Source organism: Actinomycetospora sp. CA-053990, from assembly GCF_050948445.1.
Taxonomy (GTDB): Bacteria; Actinomycetota; Actinomycetes; order Mycobacteriales; family Pseudonocardiaceae; genus Actinomycetospora; species Actinomycetospora callitridis.
Map to the genome: position 1 here is coordinate 4,633,905 of NZ_CP192043.1, position 19,119 is coordinate 4,653,023.

Annotated in this window: 19 protein-coding genes; 10 read left to right on the forward strand and 9 right to left on the reverse strand. The window is 73.0% G+C overall.

Features of this window, described 5'->3' with window-relative positions:
- Positions 1 to 4 precede the first annotated feature (4 nt).
- Positions 5 to 637 (reverse strand): GAP family protein, encoded by a 633-nt coding sequence (locus tag ACQPYN_RS23755; protein ID WP_433028503.1) that lies wholly within the window; start codon positions 635 to 637, stop codon positions 5 to 7.
- A gap of 145 nt (positions 638 to 782) precedes the next feature.
- Here ACQPYN_RS23755 and ACQPYN_RS23760 point away from each other — a divergent pair, with 145 nt between their 5' ends.
- On the forward strand, positions 783 to 1,103 hold the full coding sequence (locus tag ACQPYN_RS23760) for a VOC family protein (RefSeq protein ID WP_433028505.1): 321 nt from the start codon (positions 783 to 785) through the stop codon (positions 1,101 to 1,103).
- A gap of 131 nt (positions 1,104 to 1,234) precedes the next feature.
- On the opposite strand, the gene ACQPYN_RS23765 is transcribed toward ACQPYN_RS23760, so the two are convergent.
- Both ACQPYN_RS23765 and ACQPYN_RS23770 read right to left on the reverse strand, forming a co-directional pair.
- A complete protein-coding gene (locus tag ACQPYN_RS23765) occupies positions 1,235 to 1,645 on the reverse strand; it encodes a hypothetical protein (RefSeq protein ID WP_433028507.1) in 411 nt (136 codons plus the stop codon).
- Positions 1,646 to 1,735: 90 nt separating this feature from the next.
- Positions 1,736 to 3,373 (reverse strand): GGDEF domain-containing protein, encoded by a 1,638-nt coding sequence (locus ACQPYN_RS23770; RefSeq protein WP_433028509.1) that lies wholly within the window; start codon positions 3,371 to 3,373, stop codon positions 1,736 to 1,738.
- 128 nt (positions 3,374 to 3,501) lie between these two features.
- On the opposite strand from ACQPYN_RS23770, the gene ACQPYN_RS23775 reads away from it, so the two are divergent.
- From ACQPYN_RS23775 to ACQPYN_RS23795, 5 genes are all read left to right on the forward strand, one after another.
- Entirely contained in the window at positions 3,502 to 4,680 is a 1,179-nt protein-coding gene (locus ACQPYN_RS23775) for a TauD/TfdA family dioxygenase (protein WP_433028511.1), read from the forward strand.
- A gap of 418 nt (positions 4,681 to 5,098) precedes the next feature.
- A complete protein-coding gene (locus ACQPYN_RS23780) occupies positions 5,099 to 5,341 on the forward strand; it encodes a hypothetical protein (protein WP_433028513.1) in 243 nt (80 codons plus the stop codon).
- Positions 5,338 to 5,823, forward strand: coding sequence for a hypothetical protein (locus ACQPYN_RS23785; protein ID WP_433028515.1), 486 nt, complete (start codon positions 5,338 to 5,340; stop codon positions 5,821 to 5,823). The genes ACQPYN_RS23780 and ACQPYN_RS23785 overlap by 4 nt, the downstream gene beginning before the upstream one ends.
- Positions 5,824 to 6,146: 323 nt before the next feature.
- Positions 6,147 to 7,037, forward strand: coding sequence for a CPBP family glutamic-type intramembrane protease (locus ACQPYN_RS23790; protein ID WP_433028517.1), 891 nt, complete (start codon positions 6,147 to 6,149; stop codon positions 7,035 to 7,037).
- Between the two features lie 114 nt (positions 7,038 to 7,151).
- A complete protein-coding gene (locus ACQPYN_RS23795) occupies positions 7,152 to 7,472 on the forward strand; it encodes a hypothetical protein (RefSeq protein ID WP_433028519.1) in 321 nt (106 codons plus the stop codon).
- A gap of 221 nt (positions 7,473 to 7,693) precedes the next feature.
- Here the strand turns inward: ACQPYN_RS23795 and xylA are convergent, their stop codons facing one another.
- Positions 7,694 to 8,878, reverse strand: a complete 1,185-nt coding sequence (gene xylA / locus ACQPYN_RS23800; protein ID WP_433028521.1) for a xylose isomerase — start codon at positions 8,876 to 8,878, stop codon at positions 7,694 to 7,696.
- A 118-nt stretch (positions 8,879 to 8,996) separates the two neighbouring features.
- On the opposite strand from xylA, the gene ACQPYN_RS23805 reads away from it, so the two are divergent.
- On the forward strand, positions 8,997 to 10,121 hold the full coding sequence (locus tag ACQPYN_RS23805; protein WP_433028523.1) for a class II histone deacetylase: 1,125 nt from the start codon (positions 8,997 to 8,999) through the stop codon (positions 10,119 to 10,121).
- 22 nt (positions 10,122 to 10,143) lie between these two features.
- On the opposite strand, the gene ligD is transcribed toward ACQPYN_RS23805, so the two are convergent.
- The 3 genes from ligD to ACQPYN_RS23820 form a co-directional block, all read right to left on the reverse strand.
- Positions 10,144 to 11,169 (reverse strand): non-homologous end-joining DNA ligase, encoded by a 1,026-nt coding sequence (ligD, locus tag ACQPYN_RS23810; RefSeq protein WP_433028525.1) that lies wholly within the window; start codon positions 11,167 to 11,169, stop codon positions 10,144 to 10,146.
- Between the two features lie 59 nt (positions 11,170 to 11,228).
- Complete coding sequence (locus tag ACQPYN_RS23815) at positions 11,229 to 11,678, reverse strand: SRPBCC family protein (protein WP_433028527.1); 450 nt, start codon at positions 11,676 to 11,678, stop codon at positions 11,229 to 11,231.
- 328 nt (positions 11,679 to 12,006) lie between these two features.
- Positions 12,007 to 12,585, reverse strand: coding sequence for a TetR/AcrR family transcriptional regulator (locus ACQPYN_RS23820; RefSeq protein ID WP_433028529.1), 579 nt, complete (start codon positions 12,583 to 12,585; stop codon positions 12,007 to 12,009).
- Positions 12,586 to 12,665: 80 nt separating this feature from the next.
- Between ACQPYN_RS23820 and ACQPYN_RS23825 the strand changes: the two genes are divergently transcribed.
- Positions 12,666 to 13,550 (forward strand): SDR family oxidoreductase, encoded by an 885-nt coding sequence (locus ACQPYN_RS23825; RefSeq protein ID WP_433028531.1) that lies wholly within the window; start codon positions 12,666 to 12,668, stop codon positions 13,548 to 13,550.
- A 28-nt stretch (positions 13,551 to 13,578) separates the two neighbouring features.
- Here the strand turns inward: ACQPYN_RS23825 and ACQPYN_RS23830 are convergent, their stop codons facing one another.
- Positions 13,579 to 14,016: a cupin domain-containing protein gene (locus ACQPYN_RS23830; protein ID WP_433028533.1), complete on the reverse strand. Its 438-nt coding sequence runs from the start codon at positions 14,014 to 14,016 to the stop codon at positions 13,579 to 13,581.
- 94 nt (positions 14,017 to 14,110) lie between these two features.
- Between ACQPYN_RS23830 and ACQPYN_RS23835 the strand changes: the two genes are divergently transcribed.
- A complete protein-coding gene (locus ACQPYN_RS23835; protein WP_433028535.1) occupies positions 14,111 to 14,593 on the forward strand; it encodes a MarR family winged helix-turn-helix transcriptional regulator in 483 nt (160 codons plus the stop codon).
- Between the two features lie 72 nt (positions 14,594 to 14,665).
- Here ACQPYN_RS23835 and ACQPYN_RS23840 read toward each other — a convergent pair whose 3' ends face one another.
- Complete coding sequence (locus ACQPYN_RS23840) at positions 14,666 to 17,308, reverse strand: ATP-binding protein (RefSeq protein WP_433028537.1); 2,643 nt, start codon at positions 17,306 to 17,308, stop codon at positions 14,666 to 14,668.
- Positions 17,309 to 17,449: 141 nt separating this feature from the next.
- Here ACQPYN_RS23840 and ACQPYN_RS23845 point away from each other — a divergent pair, with 141 nt between their 5' ends.
- The gene (locus tag ACQPYN_RS23845; protein WP_433028539.1) at positions 17,450 to 19,093 is read left to right on the forward strand and encodes a DUF6777 domain-containing protein; all 1,644 of its coding nucleotides are present in this window, start codon (positions 17,450 to 17,452) and stop codon (positions 19,091 to 19,093) included.
- The last annotated feature ends 26 nt before the right edge of the window (positions 19,094 to 19,119 follow it).

The following is a 19,119-nucleotide window of genomic DNA, read 5'->3' on the forward strand; positions in this document are numbered from 1 at the left end:
GCCGTCAGACCAGATGAACGACCGCGGAGATCACGAGATAGGTGCCGAACACGGCCGCGGCGACGCAGAGCAGGGCGGCGCCGTGCCGGGACAGCCAGTCATTGATCGCACTCACCGTCCGGAGGGTCGCCTCGGGCCGGAGGGCGTGGGCGATGACCGGGATCTCGGCCATCAACATGTAGATCACGGCGACCAGGACGACGCTCAACGCCGTGGCCGCGGCGCCGGCGTGGCCCTCGGCGATCGCGTGCAGCGAGGCGAGGTACAGCGGCGACGGCGAGTACATCACCAGGCCGATCGCGAACAGGCTCACCAGGCCGAGCTCGCGGCGCTCCCGGGGCTTCTTCGGCCCACGTGGTGGCCGGAGAGCGACCACCACGGCGAAGAGGATCAGCAGGACGCCGAGGCCGAGATCGATCCACGGCGAGACCGAGCGATGCCAGGATCTCTCCACCACCAGTCGCCGCAGCAGCACCACGACCACGAAGCCGACCCCCAGGGTGACGGCCATGGCGCCGCTGAGGAACACGAGGGCGCGCTTGCGGGGTTGTGGGCGAGCCAGCAGGAAGGCGACGAACAGCAGGGCCGGCGGATAGATCGCCGCGCCCAGCGCCGACGGGATCGCCTCGTGCCACATCGCTCGCCGTCCCCTCGTCGCTTCGGCGGCCCGACGCCGCCGGCGCTACCGGTGCCTGCCGGGGTCACTCTCGTCGGCCCGTCGGTCGGTGGGTCGTCGCCGCCGCCGCCATCGAGCTCATCGGGACGTTCGTAGGCTGCGGTGCATGCGCATGCTCCATCTCGGACTCCGCGTCACCGATCTGGAACGCTCGCTGATCTTCTACACCGCCGTCGGCTACCGCGAGCTCGGCCGCGTCCCCGACACCCCGTTCGGCAGCCTCACCATGCTCGCGCTGCCCGACGACCCGTTCGTCAGCCTCGAGCTCGTCCACGACCCCACACGGCCCGTGACCAGCACCGAGGCCGTCAACCACCTCGTCGTCCAGACCGCCGACCTCGACGCACGATCACCGATCTCGCCGCGCGGGGCGTCCCGGCCGAACCACCGGCCGAGCCCGCACCGGGGCTGCGGACGTCCTGGCTGACCGACCCGGACGGCTACCGGATCGAGCTCGTGCAGTGGCCGGCCGGACACCCCGTCGGCATGACCGCAGCCGACATGGGCGGTAACTGAGCGGGACCGGGACACGCCCCTACCCGTCAACCGTTCGCTGCGTCAACCGTTCGCGGCGTCAACGGCCTCGATCACGCCGAGGTCGTCGCGGACCGCCCAGTGCTCGGTGAGGTGCTCGCCGTCGGTGGCGAAGACGTGGAGCTGCTTCCAGGCGACCCGCGCGCCGCTCGGCGCCCGGTCCCCCAGCCAGGGCATCCCGCGGCCGACATGCCGACCGTGCAGGGTCACCCACACCGCGATCCGCCCGTCGTCGAGCCTGCCCCAGCCGTGCAGCTCGGCACTGCGCTCCTCGAAGCTGGCTTCGATCCAGCCCCAGACCATGTCCCAGGTCTCCGGCCCGCGGCGCCCGCTGACGTGGTCGTGCAGATCGCGCCGCATCATCGCCTGGAACTCGGGCGCGCCGTGCGCGATCCACCCGGCGTAGGCCTGCGCGACCTGCTCTGCGTCGAGCACGGGTCCACCCTGGCACGGGGTCGGCTCCCTGGTCACCTCTGCCGTGGCCGGTCACGGATCCGGCCGCTCGAGGGGTCAGCCCCGCAACGGTCACGTCGGGGCGGGCTCACCGCGAGCGTCGTCGGCAGCGGCGTGGGCGAGGTCCGGACCGAGGCCCACCGGCGGCGCGGCACCGGCCGCGACGACGCGCCCACGGCCGCTGACCTTCGCGACCCGGAGGGCGTCGTCGGCGGCGCGGTAGAGCTCCTCGAAGGTCGTGCCGTCGGGGCCCTGCTCGGCCACGCCGGCGCTGGCGCCCACGCTCAGGCGTTTCCCGTCCACCTCCTGCGGTGTGTCGGCGAAGGCCCGGAGCACACCCGACAGGCGTGCGACCGCGTCCTCCCGGCCGGTGCCCAGCATCGACACCACGAACTCCTCACCGCCGATCCGCGCGACCACGTCTTCGCCACGGAAGGCCTCCTGGAGGTGGGCGGCCACCCGGCGGAGGACCTCGTCGCCGACCCCGTGGCCGTGGCGATCGTTGATCCGCTTGAAGTGGTCGAGATCCACCACCGAGAGCGACAGCGTCAGGCGGTGGCGCACCGCGAGCAGCTGCAGGCGGTCGAGATCCCGGGCCAGACGCCGGCGATTCGGCAGGCCCGTCAGGGGATCGGTCTCGGCGAGGTGCGCGAGATCCCGCCGCAGCGCGAGGTTGTCCCCCGAGAGCACGCCCTGGCGCACGCCGAAGATCGCCAGCAGGGCCACACCGAGCACGATGTCGAGCCAGTGCTGGATCCCCATCCAGACGCCGGTGACCACCGCCAGGCCCACGACGAGGTTGACCAGCACGTCGCCGAGACGGCTGTCGGCGGCCGGGCGCAGGGCGCCGGTACCCGGCGCCCGGGCCGAGAACGTGAGGGCGGCGAGCGCGATCAGGAGGTAGCCCCCGATCCACCCCAGGTCGAACGGTGTCCCCGTGTGGAACTCGCCGCGGGCCTGCAGCAGGGCGTAGGCCGTGTCCTCGACCGCGTAGACCAGGAGCCCGCACGCCAGGAGCACCAGGTCCGCCCGCCGGCCACCGGGGGTCCGGGTCAGGAGCAGGAGGGCAAGGCTGGCCAGCAGGACGTCGCCCAGGGGGTAGACGGCGAGCACGAGGGCGCCGAGCCCCGGACCCAGGCGGGCGAACATCTCCTCGAGGACCAGGACACTGCTCAGGAACAGCATCGAGCACCCGATCAGGACGCCGTCCAGGAGCAGCCGCACGCGGTCGTTCTTGACCCGTCTCCCCGCCGGGAACCGCAGCAGGCCCGCAGCCGCCAGGACGAGCGCGGCCACGAAGAACAGGTCGCTGACGGTCGGGAACGGTTTCACGGGCTGGAGGCTCTGGACGAACCAGACGACGTTGCCGATCGTCCACGCCGCACCCATGGCGGCGAAGAGCGCCCACGCCCGCCGCAGGGCTCCCGTGGTCCTCCACGCGGTGTACAGGCAGCACAAGGCCGCGGCCGACCCGCTCACCAGGAACAACCAGTTGCTGACCAGCAACTTCTCCCGGAGGCCGGTCCAGCTCACCGTGAGCAGGATCGCCCCGGTCGCGAACAGGACGAGCGCGACGACGACGGCGGCGCCGAAGGCGTGCCGCCGGCCCGCCCTCATGGCCACCGTGACCCCGGTGGCCCCGGTGGCCCCGGTGGGCCCGGTGGGCCCGGGCTGGAGGGGGATCCCGTTCTCCTTCGACGTCGCGCTCATCAACCCCTCCGAAGCGCCCGTCCTGGGAGACAAGGGGTGACCCGGAGCGCATGATAATAATGCGGTATTGCGCTCCTGGTGTCACCGTCATACGGGTGGGACCTCGAATCCCCTGGAGAGGACCCCTCGTGACCCAGGCCCCGAACCGACCCGCGGACCCGTCGCTCGTCGAGGGCGATGTCCGGCTCCTCCCGTCCCACCTGACGGTGGTGCTCGACGGCGTGGTGCGCCGCTTCCACTACGTGTGGCTGCGCGACAACAGCTGGGCCTCCGAGGACAGGGTGGCCCAGAGCAGCGAGCGCAAGCTGTTCACCGCCGACATCCCCGAGGCCGTCGCACCGGTCTCGGCCGGCTACGACCCGGAGCTGGGGCTGGACGTCCTCTGGAACGACGGGCGTGCGTGCACCTACGCACCGGCCTGGTTGCGCCGTCACGACTACTCCGACGAGCCCACCCGACAGGACCGCCGGTTCACGCCGACGCCGTGGGACGAGAAGGCCTCGGGACCACCGCGCGTCGCCCACACCGACGTGGTCGGCACGACGACCGGGCAACTGGCCTACCTCGACGCCCTCCGCGAGTTCGGCGCCGTGATCGTCACCGGGGTCCCGTCCCTCGACCGCGAGGTCGAGCGGTTCGCGGAGATCTTCGGACCTGTCCGCGAGCTCGCGTTCGAGCGGGTGCACAACGTGCGACTCGATCCTGCCGGTTACAACGTCGCGCACACCTCGGGCGAGCTGAAGCCCCACACCGACTTCCCCAGCTACGCGTGGCCGCCGTCGGTCCAGCTGCTGCACTTCCGGGCCAACCGGACCACCGGCGGGGAGTCGACCCTCGTCGACGGGTGGGCCGCGATCGCCGAACTGCGCCGCGCCCACCCCGAGCACTTCACCGTCCTGACCCGTGTCCCGGTGCCCTATCAGCTGTTCAGCGAGCACGAGGACACGGCCGCCGAGGCCCCGATGATCGAGCTCGACACGTCCGGTGACGTGCGACTGTGCCGATTCTCCAACCAGCTCGCCCAACCGCTCCGCGCCCCGTTCGACCAGGTCGAGGCCTTCTACGCCGCCTATCGGACCCTCGGCCGCATCATCGACTCCGGCCGCTACCGCGCCACCTTCAAGTCCGCTGACGGTGACCTCCTCACCGTGCACGCCCACCGCGTGCTGCACGGCCGGCTGGCCTACGACCCCGCCAGCGGCGACCGTCATCTCCAGAACGTCTACATGGAGTTCGACGATCTGACGGCGCGGCGCCGCGTGCTGCGCGGCGAGCACAAGCCCCTCCCCGCGCAGCCCCTCAGGTAGGTCGCCTGCCGCCGGTCCTGGCGGCTGTCGAGGCACTGCTCGTGCGCCGCGCTGGCACGCACAGTAGTCACATTCTCCGCAATATTGCGCCGAACGGGTGACAGATCCGACTTCGGCCCGGGGCTACCGGCAAGTGTGGTTACTATCTGCACACAGTCCTCGTCGAGGACATCACCAGCTGCCAGGGACCACATCATGGTCCCGGAGCCGGCACACCGGGGCCTCTGCCGCCCCCGAGGACTCCTGCTCCGCGTTCGGTCGACGACAGACCGGAGCGCGCAGCCATCGGTTGCTCTGCTGCCCGAGGAGTCCCGACGTGCCGGCATCACCGGCCGGCTCGCGGAGCGTCGATCGACAGGACCACCTCGCGCAGCGCGGCCCCGCGGCACCACGCGACCCCGATGACGGGAGTCATGTCATGCACGACCATCCCGAGCACCTCGCGAGCCGGCTGATCGAGCGGCTCGCCGAGCTCGACGCCTGTGACGGCTACGTCGTCCTGGTCCGCGACGCGCAGACCGGCGAGACCGACGCCCACGGCCCGTTCGACGGGCTGGACGCCCTGTGCGCGGCGGACCGGACACGACTCCGCTTCGACCTCGACGAGCTCGACGACATCGAGGTCACCATCGCCCGCCTGCACCACCAGGTCGCTCCGTGACGGGGACCGATCGACGGAGCAGGAGGACGTCACGGGCCGCCTCGAGCCGGGTCTCCGGCCCCGACGGGGACGACAGCCCCGCGCCCGGCCTGGACGACCTCATCCGAGCCGGCATGCACGAGCGCGGATGGTCCTACAGCGACCTGGAGCGGGCCTCCGACCGCGCCCTGACCCGCGGACGCTGGCAGCAGTTGGGCTCCGGCGTCCCGCAGCGCAAGTTCCCGGACCCCGCGTCGCTCACGGTCATCGCCCGGGTCCTGGAGGTCGACACGACGACCGTCGTGCTCGCCGCCGCCCGATCCCTCGGTCTCGACGTCGGGCGTCGAAGGGCGCAGCTGGCACATCTGCTGCCCGTGCACACCGACCGGATCTCGGAGCGCATGCGCGACGCGATCCTGACCCTCATCCGCTCCGCGGTCGCCGAAGCGCCCGACGACCGCGGTCTCGAGGTCTCGCGGTCGGGCGCTCTGCGAGCGGGGTGAGGCCGGCTCCGCCGCCGCAGCCACTCCCGTAGAGCAGGTGGGTCCGGGCGAGATCGGTCCGGACGGGCGTGCCCTCGAGCTCCGGTCATCGAGGTGGCGCACCACGACATCCAGCAAGCGGGCCTCCCCGTCGCGCACCGTTCATCACCGGTGAGCCGTGCGCAGCCAGGAGAAGGTCTACTCCTGCGTAGTCACTCGAACAGCGCGGCCTTCTCCCACCGTTCTCCTTACTGTGCGCATTGCCGAGAGGTAGCTTCACAGTTCAGCCGTGGATTCCGGAGTGGCTCTCGCACGGTTCGTTGTCCCCTTGCGAGGAGGACCGCATGGGCAGCACCCGGCGCGATCCGACCGTCGACTCCGATGTCCGCAGCGAAGCCCGACGTGGGCTGGCGATGTACTTCTCCTTCATCGTCGCCTTCGAGATCGTGGTCTGCACCTGGGCGATCGCACGACCTCAGAGCTCCCAACTGGCGATCGCGGTGCTGATGTTCACCCCGGCGGTGTCGTCGATCGCCACCCGGCTCATCCGGCGGGAGGGCTTCGGCGACGTCTCCTTCCGGCTCGGTGGTCGCCGCAGCCTGCCGTGGTACGGCCTCGCGCTCGTCCTGCCGATCGTCGTCGGCGCGGTCGCCTACGGGATCGGGTGGGCCACCGGCCTGGTCGGCTTCGTGGGCACCGTCGGGAGCCTGACCGCGGGCATCGGCCTGATCCTGGTCACGGCCGTTCCGCTCACGTGCATCACGACAGCCGGGGAGGAGATCGGCTGGCGCGGGTACATGCTCACGCGGCTGATCGACAGCGGAGTGCCCCGCCCGGTGCTCGCGAGCGGCCTCATCTGGGGGGTGTGGCACCTTCCGATGGTGTTCGCCGGCTTCTACGCCGGCGGTGAGTCGCTGCTGCTGTCCGCGGCCCTGCTTCTCGTGTCGATCACAGCGACCAGCGTCGTCTATGCCCGTATGCGACTCGAGACCGGCAGCGTCTGGCCCGTCGTCCTCGCCCACAGCGCCTGGAACATGATCATCCAGAATCCGTTCGACCACGCGGCGTCCGGCCCGGGAGCGACGCTGTGGGTCGGCGAGGCCGGCATCGTCACCGCGGCCGTTCTCGTCGTCGTCGCCGTGCTCGTCTCGCGGGGCCCGTGGGCCGATCTGCGTCGCCCGCCGCGGACCGACGACCGGGACACGACGAGCCTGCCTCGCCCGACGGTGTCCTGACCGCCGGAGGTGGTCGACACAGGTCGCCCGTGGCGGCAACCTGGGCGATGCCGGCCCGGTCCCCGCCGACCGAATCCTCCGCGCTCCGCGGGGGGACGAGCTGCCGGGGGGACCGTGGCGCGCACCAGACGAGACCGGGAACGGCTCCGCGACGAGCGTGAGCTGCGGGAGGCCACGAGGGTCCTGGCCCACCTGCGCGGCCTGAGCCCCGAGGACGCGGCGAAGGCCCTGGAGGACCACGCCGTCCTCGTGGGCACCACGGCGCTCGAGGTGGCCCGCGAGGTGCTCGCCCACCGTCCCGTCATCCGTGACCGAGTCCTGACCCGCGTGACCGACCTCGAGCTGTGGGCCGCGACGGGTCGGGGAAGCCCCGGTCCGCCGGCCTCGCGCGACCACATCCCCGCCCAGAGGACGGACCCACCGCGAACCGACTGAGCGCCGACCCGGCGTGTCCGGAGGCACCGGGAACCGGCTCGACGAGGCCCTCGGCGGAGACCCGTGAGGCGAAGCACCGCACCTCGCCCGCTGACCCCGGCATGACGCACGGAGGTCGGTGGGGCAGCATGCCGATCGGTTGACTCAAGCAGCCGCAGCACGACGGCCCCGCGACGGCAGGTGGCTCTTCCCGAGCGGGGCCGTCCGCTGCGGTGCGCCCGTCAGCGCACTCCGAGCAGGTGCTCGACGGCGAGCCGTTGCACGCGGGCGAAGCCGTAGCCCTGGGTGCGGGCCCGGTCGATGTCGAAGTCCTCGTACGCGCTCCGATCCGCCAGCAGGTCGGCGTAGCTCTCCCCCTCGCCGAGGGTGGGCCGGGCGAGCTCGGGAACCCCCGCGGCCGCGAGTGCCTCCTGCACCTCCGGGTCCGCGCGGAACGCCCGCGCCTTCGCCCGCAGGGCGAGGTAGGTCTCCATGTTCGCCAGCGCCGACTCCCAGACACCCTCCATGCTCTCGGTGCGCAGCGGCTTGTAGTCGAAGTGTCGGGGGCCGTCGTATCCCGGCCCGCCGCCCGGGGAGCCGTGGTCGAGCAGGTCGACGGTGGAGAACGCCTGCAGCAGGTCGCCGTAGCCGAAGACGAGGTCCTGGTCGTAGCGCGGACCCTTCTGCCCGTTCAGGTCGATGTGGAACAGCTTGCCGGCCCACAGCGCCTGCGCGATGCCGTGCGTGTAGTTGAGGGTCGCCATCTGCTCGTGCCCGGTCTCGGGATTGATCCCGACCATGTCGGCGTGCTCGAGCTCGTGGATGAAAGCCAGCGCATGGCCGATCGTGGGGAGCAGGATGTCGCCGCGCGGCTCGTTGGGCTTGGGCTCGAGCGCGAACCGCATCCCGTAGTCGTTGTCGATCACGTACTGCGCGAGGGTGTCGATCGCCTCGCGGTAGCGGTCCAGTGCGGCGCGGACGTCCTTGCCGAAGTCGACCTCCGAGCCCTCGCGCCCACCCCAGAACACGTAGGTGTGGGCCCCGAACTCGGCGGCCAGGTCGAGATTGCGCATGACCTTGCGGATCGCGTACCGGCGCACGCTGCGGTCGTTGCTGGTGAACCCGCCGTCCTTGAACACCGGGTCGCCGAACAGGTTCGTGGTGGCCATCGGCACCACGAGCCCGGTCTCGTCGAGCGCGCCCCGGAACTCCCGGACGACCTTCGCGCGCTCGTCGGGGCTGCTGCCCGGCGGGATCAGGTCGTCGTCGTGGAAGGTGATGCCGTAGGCGCCGAGCTCGCTGAGGCGGTGCACCGCCTCCACGGCGGCGAGCACCGGACGGGTGGCCTCACCGAACAGGTCGCGAGCCTGCCAGCCCACCGTCCACAGGCCGAAGCTGAACTTGTCCTCGCGGGTCGGCGTGGCCATGGGCCATCCCCTCTCTCGACGTCGAGGGCAGGATCTCGTCGCGACGCCGCCCCGGCAACCGGCAGACCTCGCACCACGTCCCGCACACCACCCCTCACGTCACCGAGGAGCAGCCCTGATGAGCACCGGATATCTCTGGCACGAGGTCTTCGGCTGGCACGACACGGGGACGGGAACGCTGTTCCCCGCCGACCCGGCCGCCGGCCACCAGCCGATCAGCCACCACGTCGCCCACCCCGACACCAAGCGACGGATGCACGAGCTGATCTGCGTCTCGGGTCTCATCGACCACCTGACCCGCATCACCGGTCGGGAGGCGACGCGCGAGGAGATCACCCGCGTCCACACCCCCGCCCACGTCGACCGGATCGCGGCCGAGAGCGAGCAGCCCAAGGGCGGGGACGCCGGCGACGGCATCTCCCCCTTCGGCAAGGGTGCGTACCGCATCGCCGCCCTCGGCGCCGGCAGCGCCATCGCCATGACCGAGGCCGTCGTGCGCGGTGAGGTCGACAACGGCTACGCCCTGGTCAACCCCGCGGGCCACCACGCCCTGCCCGAGACCGGTCTCGGGTTCTGCATCTTCAACAACGTCGCCATCGCCGCGAAGCACGCGCAGGCGGTGCTCGGGATCGAGCGGCTCGCGATCGTCGACTGGGACGTCCACCACGGCAACGGCGCGCAAGCGATCTTCGCCGACGACCCGTCGGTCCTGACCGTCTCACTGCACCAGGACCGCTGCTTCCCGCCGAACTCCGGGCTCGTCGAGGAGCGCGGCACCGGCGCCGGCGAGGGCTACAACGTCAACATCCCGATGCCCGTCGGCTGCGGCGACGGCGCCTACCAGTACGCCGCCGAGACCGTCATCGGTCCGGCACTCGATGCGTTCCGCCCCGAGCTGGTCCTCGTCGCGTCCGGCTTCGACCCCAACGCCATGGATCCGCTGGCCCGCCAGCTCGTGACCACCCGCGGCTTCACCACCCTGACCCGCACGGTCATGGACGCCGCCGAGCGGCACTCCCAGGGGCGCCTGGTCCTCGTCCAGGAGGGTGGCTACAGCCCGGTCTACGTGCCCTTCTGCGGTCTGGCGACCATCGAGACACTCGCCGGGGTCCACGTCCTCGACGACGCCATCCTGCCCGTCGTCGGCGGCATGGGCGGCCACGACCTCGAGCCCCACCAGCGCGCCCTGGTCGATCGCGTGGCCACCCACCTCGGCGACATCGCGTCCCCCTCGTCGGCCTGATCTCCTGGCCCGGCGGAGCGCGTCAGCCTCCGGCGTCCGGCGCGCCGAGTTCGGTGGGGTCCCGGTCGGGCCGCAGACCTCGCCAGCTCGGATGCCGCAGGTGCCCGTCGTCGGTCCAGCTGCGGAAGCGGGCCTCGCCGACGTGCTGAGGCACGCACCACCGCGCGGCGCGCTCCTCGGGGACGACGCCGGTGAACGGGCTGTCGGCGACGGCGTCAGCGGCGAGCAGGTCGCGGAGGCGGTCGCGGGCCGCGTCGGTGAAGCCGGTGCCGACGTGGCCGATGTAGCGCAGGCGCCCGCCCGGCTCGGGACGCCCGAGCAGCACCGCGCCGAGGCTGTCCTCGTACCGGCCGCGGCCCTGGGCCCAGCCGCCGATGACGGCCTCGACCGTGCGCCAGAGCGGCGTCTTGACCCACAGGTGGGAGCGACCCGGGCGGTAGGGCGCGTCGCGGCGCTTGGCCACCACACCTTCCATGCCGTGGGCCTCGGCCAGGGCGAGGGCGTCGTCCGGCTCGACGCCGTGGAGACAGGGCGAGGTCGTCAGGCGTGGATGTCCGTCGAGCCCGAGCCCCTCGAGCAGGCGCCGACGCTCCTGCCAGGGCAGGTCGGTCACCGATCGGTCGTCGAGCGCGAGCAGGTCGAAGGCCACGAACGTCACCGGCACCTCCGCCCGCAGCGCCGCCGACGGTCCCGCCACGCCCATCCGCCGCTGCAGCCGGTCGAAGCTCGGCCGCGCCGGCGCGCCGGGCGAGGCCACCGACAGGGCCACGACCTCGCCGTCGAGGACGACCTGCCGGGTACCGACGGTCTCGGCCAGCGCCCGCGCGATCTCCGGGAACGACCCGGTGACCTGCCGTTGGTTCCGGCTCACCACCGTCACGCGCTCGGGTTCAGGGCCCTCGACGTAGACCAGGGCGCGCATCCCGTCCCACTTGAGCTCGAGCGCCCACTCGGGACCGGTCGGCACGGGGCCCGCGGTCGCGAGCATCGGCGTCACGCGCGCGAGCCCCGGCCCGGCCGGGGGGCCGGTGGCGCGGGGACGGGGCACCACCCGGGTCTACCACCGCTCGGGGAGGCCTGCCCTGCCACGAAGGGGCGACTCCACCCTCACGCGTGGTGCCGGTTCACCGCGAGGTCGCGGAGGCGGCTCAGGCACTCGGTGTTGCGCGAGTGGACGGCGGGCGCCTGGAGGGCCGTGGGCACGAACCATCCGGGGCCGCTGTCCGCGTACTCGTACATGGTCACCTCGCACCGGTCGTCGCCGAGCGGTTCCAGGGTGATCTCCACCCGGGCCGACCCGGCCACGAAGGCGCGGGCTTGGAGGACGAGCCGGCTCCCCGGGTCGACCTCGAGCACCTCGGTGTCGTCACTGATCTGCAGGGGCCAGATGCCGGCGCTGTGGTGCAGCTTCGTCCCGACTCCCGGCCACCCCTCGTCCACCGCCCGCATGTGGGTCGCTCCGACCACCCACAGCGGATAGAGCCAGCCGTCGGCCAGGACCGCCCACACCTGGTCGCAGGCGCAGGGCATCACCATGCTGGCTTCCGGTCGGAACACGAGGACCTCCCCCGGCGCCGCTCGGCACCGTGACGCGGATGTGGACCCGACAGGTACCTGAACATCGCGCGGGAGAAACGTCCGAGCTGGCCACAGGACGAACGAACCGCGAAGCACCTGGCCGAATCCTGAAGTCCTGTCACGGACGAAACTTGACCCGAGACCAGTTAGTGGAGAACCGTCACGGGGCCTGGCTCGTCGAGAGCACCGACCGTCGCCCCCAGCTCCGGCCGGTGCAGGAGCCGAGTGGGGGCGGCCCAGACCTCGTCATCCCCCCGACGTCGGTCTGGGTTGCCTTCCCGTACCGTCCCGCTGAACCGGACGATCGTCAGCTCAGCGACGCGGCCGCTGCTCGGAGGTCGTCCAGGGCCGCCAGCGCGTGGCGGGTGAACTCCTCGACGTCGTCGCGGTCGCCGGCGCCCCATCGGGCGTAGCCCTGCTTGACCGCGAGCACGCCCAGCTCGGCCGCCAGCCGCGCGGTCGGTTCGGCCACACCACGGGCGAGGAGCGCGTCGGTCATGGCCGCCGCGAGGCCGACGCTCTTGAGGGCGTCCCGCTCCTGGAGCTCGGTGCTGGTCGCCAGCGCCCGGTCGATGCGGGGCCCGAACGCGCGCTGCTCCGCCGTGAACGACGCCGTGAGCGTGTGCAGGCCCGTGGCCACCGCCTCGAGCGGGGACGCGTCGACGGGTGCGGAGCCGATGCCCGCGGCGAGCAGCGCGCTGTGCTCCTCCTGCCCGGCAAAGAGGACCTCGCGCTTGTCGGGGAAGTGGCGGAAGAAGGTGGCCTTCGTGAGCCCCGCCCGCTCCGCGATCTGGGCGACGGTCGTGACGTCGTAGCCCTGCTCGGAGCACAGGTCGATCGCGGCGCGCACGAGACGCATCCGCGCGTTCGGCTCCCATCGACCCACACCCCGATCCTAGTGATGAGACAGCGTCTCGTCACGGTGCTACGTTGATGAGACAACGTCTCATCACTTGGGGAGTCCCGATGCGCGTCTTCGTCACCGGCGGTACCGGCACCATCGGCTCGGCGGTCGTCGCCGAACTGCTCGGGAACGGCCACAGCGTCCTCGCACTCGCCCGCTCGCAGGACTCCGCGCGCGCTGTCGAGGCCGCCGGCGCCGAGGTGCTGCGAGGAGGACTGGCGGACCTCGACGTCCTGCGGACCGGTGCGGCGACGTCCGACGGCGTGATCCAGCTGGCGTTCGGGCGCGAGCACTCCGGCAGCGCGGACGCGCTCGCGCGGGCCGTCACCGAGGAGACGGCCGCGCTCGCGGCGCTGGGCGAGGAACTGGTCGGGAGCGGCCGGTCGATCGTGACGGCCTCGGGCACGCCGTGGGTCACGGGCCGCACCGCCACCGAGGCCGACCCGGTGGCCACCGACGGGCCGGTCGGCGGCCGCGGCCGGGCGGCGAACGCCCTGCTGGACCTGGCGACGCGCGGCGTGCGCAGCACGGTCGTCCGCATCCCGCGCACCTGCCACCACCAGGGACGGGGCGGGTTCGCCGGCCTCCTGACCGACGAGGCGCGCCGCTCCGGAGTGGCCGGCTATCCCGGCGACGGCACCCAGCGCTGGCCCGCGGTGCACGCGCTCGACGCCGCGGTGCTGTTCCGGCTGGCGCTCGAATCGGCACCGGCCGGGACGACCTGGCACGCCGTGGCCGAGGAGGGCGACGCGGTGCGCGACATCGCGACGGTCGTCGGCCGGCGACTGGGCCTGCCGGTCGAGGCGGTGCCCGCGGAACGGTTCGGCCCCTTCGGCGCGATCTTCGCCATGGACCAGCCGGCATCCGGCGCCCACACCCACGAGGCGCTCGGCTGGCAGCCGACACACCCCGGCCTCCTCCAGGACCTCGAGAACATCGAGCCCTGAGCGCAGAGGCGGGACGGCGGCGCGAGACTCAGCGGGCGTCGATCGTCGGTACCGGGCCGAGCATCTCGATCCCGTGCCGCTCCGCGAGCACGAGCACGTCCTCCATCGCCGGCGGACCATCGGCCGCGAGTGCCGCCGCCGCCCGCGTGAACCCCTCCATCACGCCGCCGGGTGCGTGGACTCCGAACGCCACGGCGTCCTGCGCGGACTCGTTGCGGATCGTGTGCGGGGTGTCGCCGGCCATCGTCACCGTCTGCCCGACGCCGGCCACCCGGCGACTGGTCCGCCCGTCGGTGTCCGTGATGTAGAAGGTCAGTTCCCCGGAGAGCACCCGGTAGATCTCGCTGGGCGCGTGCCGGTGCATCACCGGTGGGCCGCCGCCCGGCGGCATCCGGAGCTCGACGGCGAACAGATCGCCGCCGGTCTCCGCACCGCCGGCGAGCACGGTGATCTCGTCGGTCCCCACGCGGAGGGTCTCGATGTCGGTCGGAGAATCGACAGGTAGCATGTCCATATCCGACGGTAGACAGGCGGCTTGTCTGATGTCAACGAGGATCCCCGTGCTCGCCGGGCACGAACGGCCCCACAACCTCGTGGTGCAGCTACGGGAGGCCTTCACCGCGCTCAACGACCTCGTCGTGCCGCACCTGGTCGAGCACGGCTTCACCGACTTCCGACCTGCGCACGGGGCGGTGTTCCAGTATCTCGACGACACCGGCACGACCGTGAGCACGCTCGCCACCCGGGCCCAGATGACCAAGCAGGCCATGGCTGAGCTGGTCGGCCATCTCGAGCGCGGCGGCTACGTCGTGCGGGTGCCCGACCCCGACGACCGTCGCGCCAAGCGCGTCGTGCCGACCGAGCGCGGCCGCGCCGTCGTCGAGGTGGCCCAACAGCTCGCACCGGAGATCGAGGAGCGCGTGGAGCGCCTCATCGGCGCGACTCGGCTGTCCGCGCTGAGGGCCGACCTCGAGGCGATCCGGGCGGACTTCGACACGGCCGAATCCCGGCACGACGAGGGGCCCGCGAACAGCGCCACCTGATGGGTACGGGCCGGGAGGAGCACGACCGGCCTCTGCCCCCGGGCCTCGGTGACGCGCTCACCGGGCGGCCCGCTACGGGCGCGGGGTGACCGGAGCCGACGCGGTCTCGTCGCGGGGCGCGCGGCGGCGGTCCTGGGCGAGGCCCATGGTCCGGGCCACGGCGGCGGCCTCCCGGCGCGTGCGGACGTCCAGCTTGGTGAGGATCGCCGAGACGTGGTGGTCGGCGGTCTTCTCCGAGATGACCAGGCGCGCGGCGATCTCCGCGTTGGTGAGCCCCTCGTCGAGCAGGCGCACCACGTCGACCTGTCGGGACGTCAGGCCCGCCGGGTTGGCTCGGGTGCTCGTCCGGGGCCGTGCGGGGACCCCGGCGACGCCGCGCCGACGCAGGCTCCGCCGCACCGTCGCCGCCACGGTGTCGGCGCCCAGCCGGTCGAGGATCTCCAGGGCCGCGAACATCTCCGCGAGCTCGCCTGAGTCGACCATCGCGAGCGCCCGCTCGTAGGGGCAGCCCAGCGCCTCCCAGCACTCTGCCGCCGCCAGGGGCCGACCGTCGAGCAGGAGGCGATACGGCCGGGCGATGTGCAGGTGCGCGGTGTCCACGTCCCGGCCGAGGCGCACGAGCCACACCGCGAGGTCGCCCGCCGACCACTCGGTGCCGGGCAGGGACGCGGTCGGGAGCAGAGCCGCCGCCTCGTCGAGGCGGGGGTCGGCCGCTGCGGTCGTCCAGCACCTCTCGGCGAGCGCGGCGGCGGCCGGCAGCAGCCGGAGCGGCTCGCCGAAGCGCTGCGCGAGCTCCCAGCCCCGCGCGAGGTGCTCCTCGGCGCCGGCCCGCCCAGTGCGCAGCTCCACCAGCCCGCGGACCAGGCACGGCCAGGTGTGGGTCACCGGCGAGCGACTACCCGTGAGCACCGTCGACGCGTCGTGCCAAGCCTCGTCCCAGGCCCCGCGCAGCAGGTGCAGCCGCGCCCGGACGCCGAGCTGCAGGCCGTGCGCGATCCGGACGTCGCGCTCCGCGATCAGTGGCAGGCTGTGGTCGAGGACCTTCTCCGCGTCGTCGAGCCGACGCTGCTCGACGTCGAGATCGACGAGGCTGCCGGCGACCGTGGAGCGGGCCTCCTCGTCGAACCGCTCACGGGCGTGATCGAGGACGGCGACGAGCCTGTCTCGGCCACCCTCATCCCCGGACATCACGGCGACCACCGACTCGATCACCCCGAGCCGGATCTCGAACGCGCGGTCCGTGGCACCGTCGGCGACCTCCCGGGCCCGCGCACATCGCTCCCGGGCGCCCACCAGGTCGCTCATCTGCATAGCCAGGAACGCCTGGATCGAGTAGGCGTGCCCGAGCACCGCGTTCTCGGCTGCGGCAGGGTCCGGGCGGCCTTCGAGGACGTCGACGGCGGCAGCCGCGTACTCCTCGGCGCGGCGACGGTTGCCCAGGCACCACTCGAGCACGGCCAGCAGCCGGCGGCCGGCGCTGACGCCGCAGACGTCGCCCTCCGCGTGGCGCCACGAGACCGCTCGGCGGCCGACCGCGACCGCCTCGTCGAGACGGTCGGTGAGGTAGAGCTCGACGGCGAGCAGCTCGGCCAGCCCGGCGGTGGCGGCGCTCGGGGCCGCGTCCAGGGCGGTCCGGAAGAACCGGACGGCCTCGGTGTGGGCTCCCGACCCCGCCGCGGCGCGCCCGGCACGCTCGGCGTAGGAGAACACGCGCTCGGCGTCGCCGGCGGCGAGCGCGTGGTGCACCAGCACGACGGGATCCGGGTCGGGCTGCGTCTCGAACGCCGCGAGCATCCGCCGGTGCAGCGCCACGTCGCCGCCCGGGGGGATCGCGTCGGCGACCGCGAGCCGGCAGATGTCGTGCCGGTAGGTGATCCGGCGCCGCTCGCGGGCGACCAGCCCGGCGGCGTCGAGCGTGCGCAGGGCTCCGCTCCCGACCCCGAGCGGGGACAGCAGGACGTCCGGGATCCCGGTGGGTGCGCAGGCGACCAGCTCGGCGAGGTCGCGCGCAGCGGCGTCGAGCCCGGCGGCTCGCGCGAGGACGGCGTCACGCACCGTGGTGGGCAGGACCTCCCCGTCCTGGCTGACGATCTCGGTGACGAAGAAGGAGTTGCCGTGGGTGAGCCGGTGCAGGTGCGCCGGGTCGATGTCGCGAGCGCCGACCATGGTCGTGACCGCCTCGATGCTCAACGGCGCGAGGTCGAGCCGGGTGGCCGCGGGCGCCCGGGCCACGTCACCGAGCAGCCCCCGCAGCGCGTGCTCGTGGTCCAGGTCGTCGTCGCGGTACGTGGCCAGCACCAGCGACCGGGTCCCGGCGATCCGGCGCAGCAGGAAACGCAGCAGGTCGACCGTCGCCGCGTCGGCCCACTGCAGGTCGTCGACGACCAGCAGCACCGACCGGGCCTTCAGGAGGCGCAGGACCTCGGCGGAGATCGCGTGCAGCGGAGCGCCGTCGGCCAACAGCCGGGCGAGGGCGTCGCCGAGGTCGGCCTCGACGTCGTGCAGCGGGCCGAGCGGGCGCGGTACGCCGAGCGGGTCGCAGGCGCCCCACAGGACCGGGACGTCGTCGAGCCCGTCGACGAACACCCGGGCCAGCTGGGTCTTGCCGATGCCGGACTCACCGGCCAGGAGGACGATCGACCCCGACCCGCCGAGCGCGTCGTCCCAGGCCCGACGGAGGCACTGCAGCTGGTGGTCGCGCTCCAGCAGAGCCACGACGATCACGTTACGTGATCACTTCCGCGCGCGGAACGCCCGATCGGACCACCGCGGCCGGCGGTGTAGGGAGTCGCCTCCCGCAACGTGGGCACTCGACACCGATGAGGTGATGGGCGGTCGGGCCACATCGTTCTCGGCATGACCTCCACCGACCAGCCCACGACCCGTACCCCCGTGCCCCCGCACGGCGCGAACGCGCAGCCGGGACCGCCGCCGACCCGCTCGTTCTCGACGCCGGGTGCGGCGCCGCCGGGCCGATCGCGAGGGGTGAAGCTCGCCGTGGCGGCGGTCGCGCTGGCCATCGCGGCCGGCACCGCGACCGCGCTCGCGCGCCTGGACCCCGGCCCGGACAACGAGTACCAGACCGTCTCCTACGCCGGGGCCGACCCGTTCACCGCGCCGGTGGGCACCGACGTCCCCGGCATGCCGCCGGTGGACGCCGGTGGCGAGCGGCCCGCGGACACCCCGCAGATGTACGCCGCGGACCCGGCCGCGCCGGCCTGCGACGCGACCGCGCTGCTCTCGGCACTGCAGACCGATCCGGCTCGGGGGACGGCGTGGGCGCAGGTCCAGCGCATCGCCCCCGACCAGCTGCCGGCCTACGTCCAGGGCCTGACGCCGGTGGTGCTGCGCACGCCCACCGCGGTGGTCGACCACGGTTACCGGGACGGGACCTTCGCGCCCACCCCCGCGGTGCTGGCAGCGGGTACGGCGGTGTTCGTCAACAGCTACGGCCAGCCCACCGTCAAGTGCTTCTCCGGCAACCCGCTCACTCCCGGGCAGAGCTCCGACCCGGCCGTGACGACCGTGGTGCCGGCCGCTGCACCGATCGCGACCCACACCTTCCGCCACCCGGCCACCGGCGGACCGGTGAGCCGCCCGGGCAAGCCCGACACCACCGGCTCGGGCCCGGTCCCGACCGACATCGACGGCGGCATCGGCGACACTCCCGCCGACCCGGACCCCGGTACGCCCGACCCCGGCACCCCCGCCCCGCCGGTGACCGGCACCTTCGAGTACGACGGTTCGGTCCTGCTCTCCGACGGGCGTCTGGTGAAGCCCGACGGGTCGATCGTCACCCTGCCGACGCGCTCCGCCGCCGACACCACCGGCCTGCCCGACGGCGGCTGGCGGGACAAGTACGGGCTCGTCTACAACCGGGACGGCTCGCGTCGGGACCTGGTGTACATCTACGGGAACGACGGCACGGACTTCTACCTGACGCCCGAAGGGCAGTTCATCGACGGCAACAACCGTCCGACGACGCCGCCCGACGAGGCCCAGATCCTCCGCAACTACGACGGCTCGGTGACGTACATCTTCCGGACCAGCAGCACCACGGTGACCCTGCAGACGACGTACAAGGACGGCACGCGCGGGAAGGTCACCGAGGGCCGAGGGTTCAACGGCGGAGTCTTCACGGACGCCCAGGGCAACCGCTACAACATCGACGGTTCCGAGCGCAAGGGTGCCGACCTCCCCGGCGGCGGCCGGATCGAGCCGGACGGGACGAACGTCCCCCCGCCCTCGACGAGCACGAGCGGGCAGCCGAGGGTCCCGGGCGAGCCGCAGAACGGCGGGGTCGTCGGGCCGCTCCCGACGACCACCGACGTCCCGGCCACCGACGTCCCGGCCACCGACGCGCCGGTCGAGCCCGGCGATCCGCAGAACGGCGGCGTCGTCGGCCCGAACGTGGACACCGGCGGGACCGCCGACGGGGCCGGCGGCACCGACAGCGGCGACACGACCAGCGGCTCCACCGAGGAGGGCAGCGGCACCTGACACGCACGACCCGGCGCGGAGCCCAG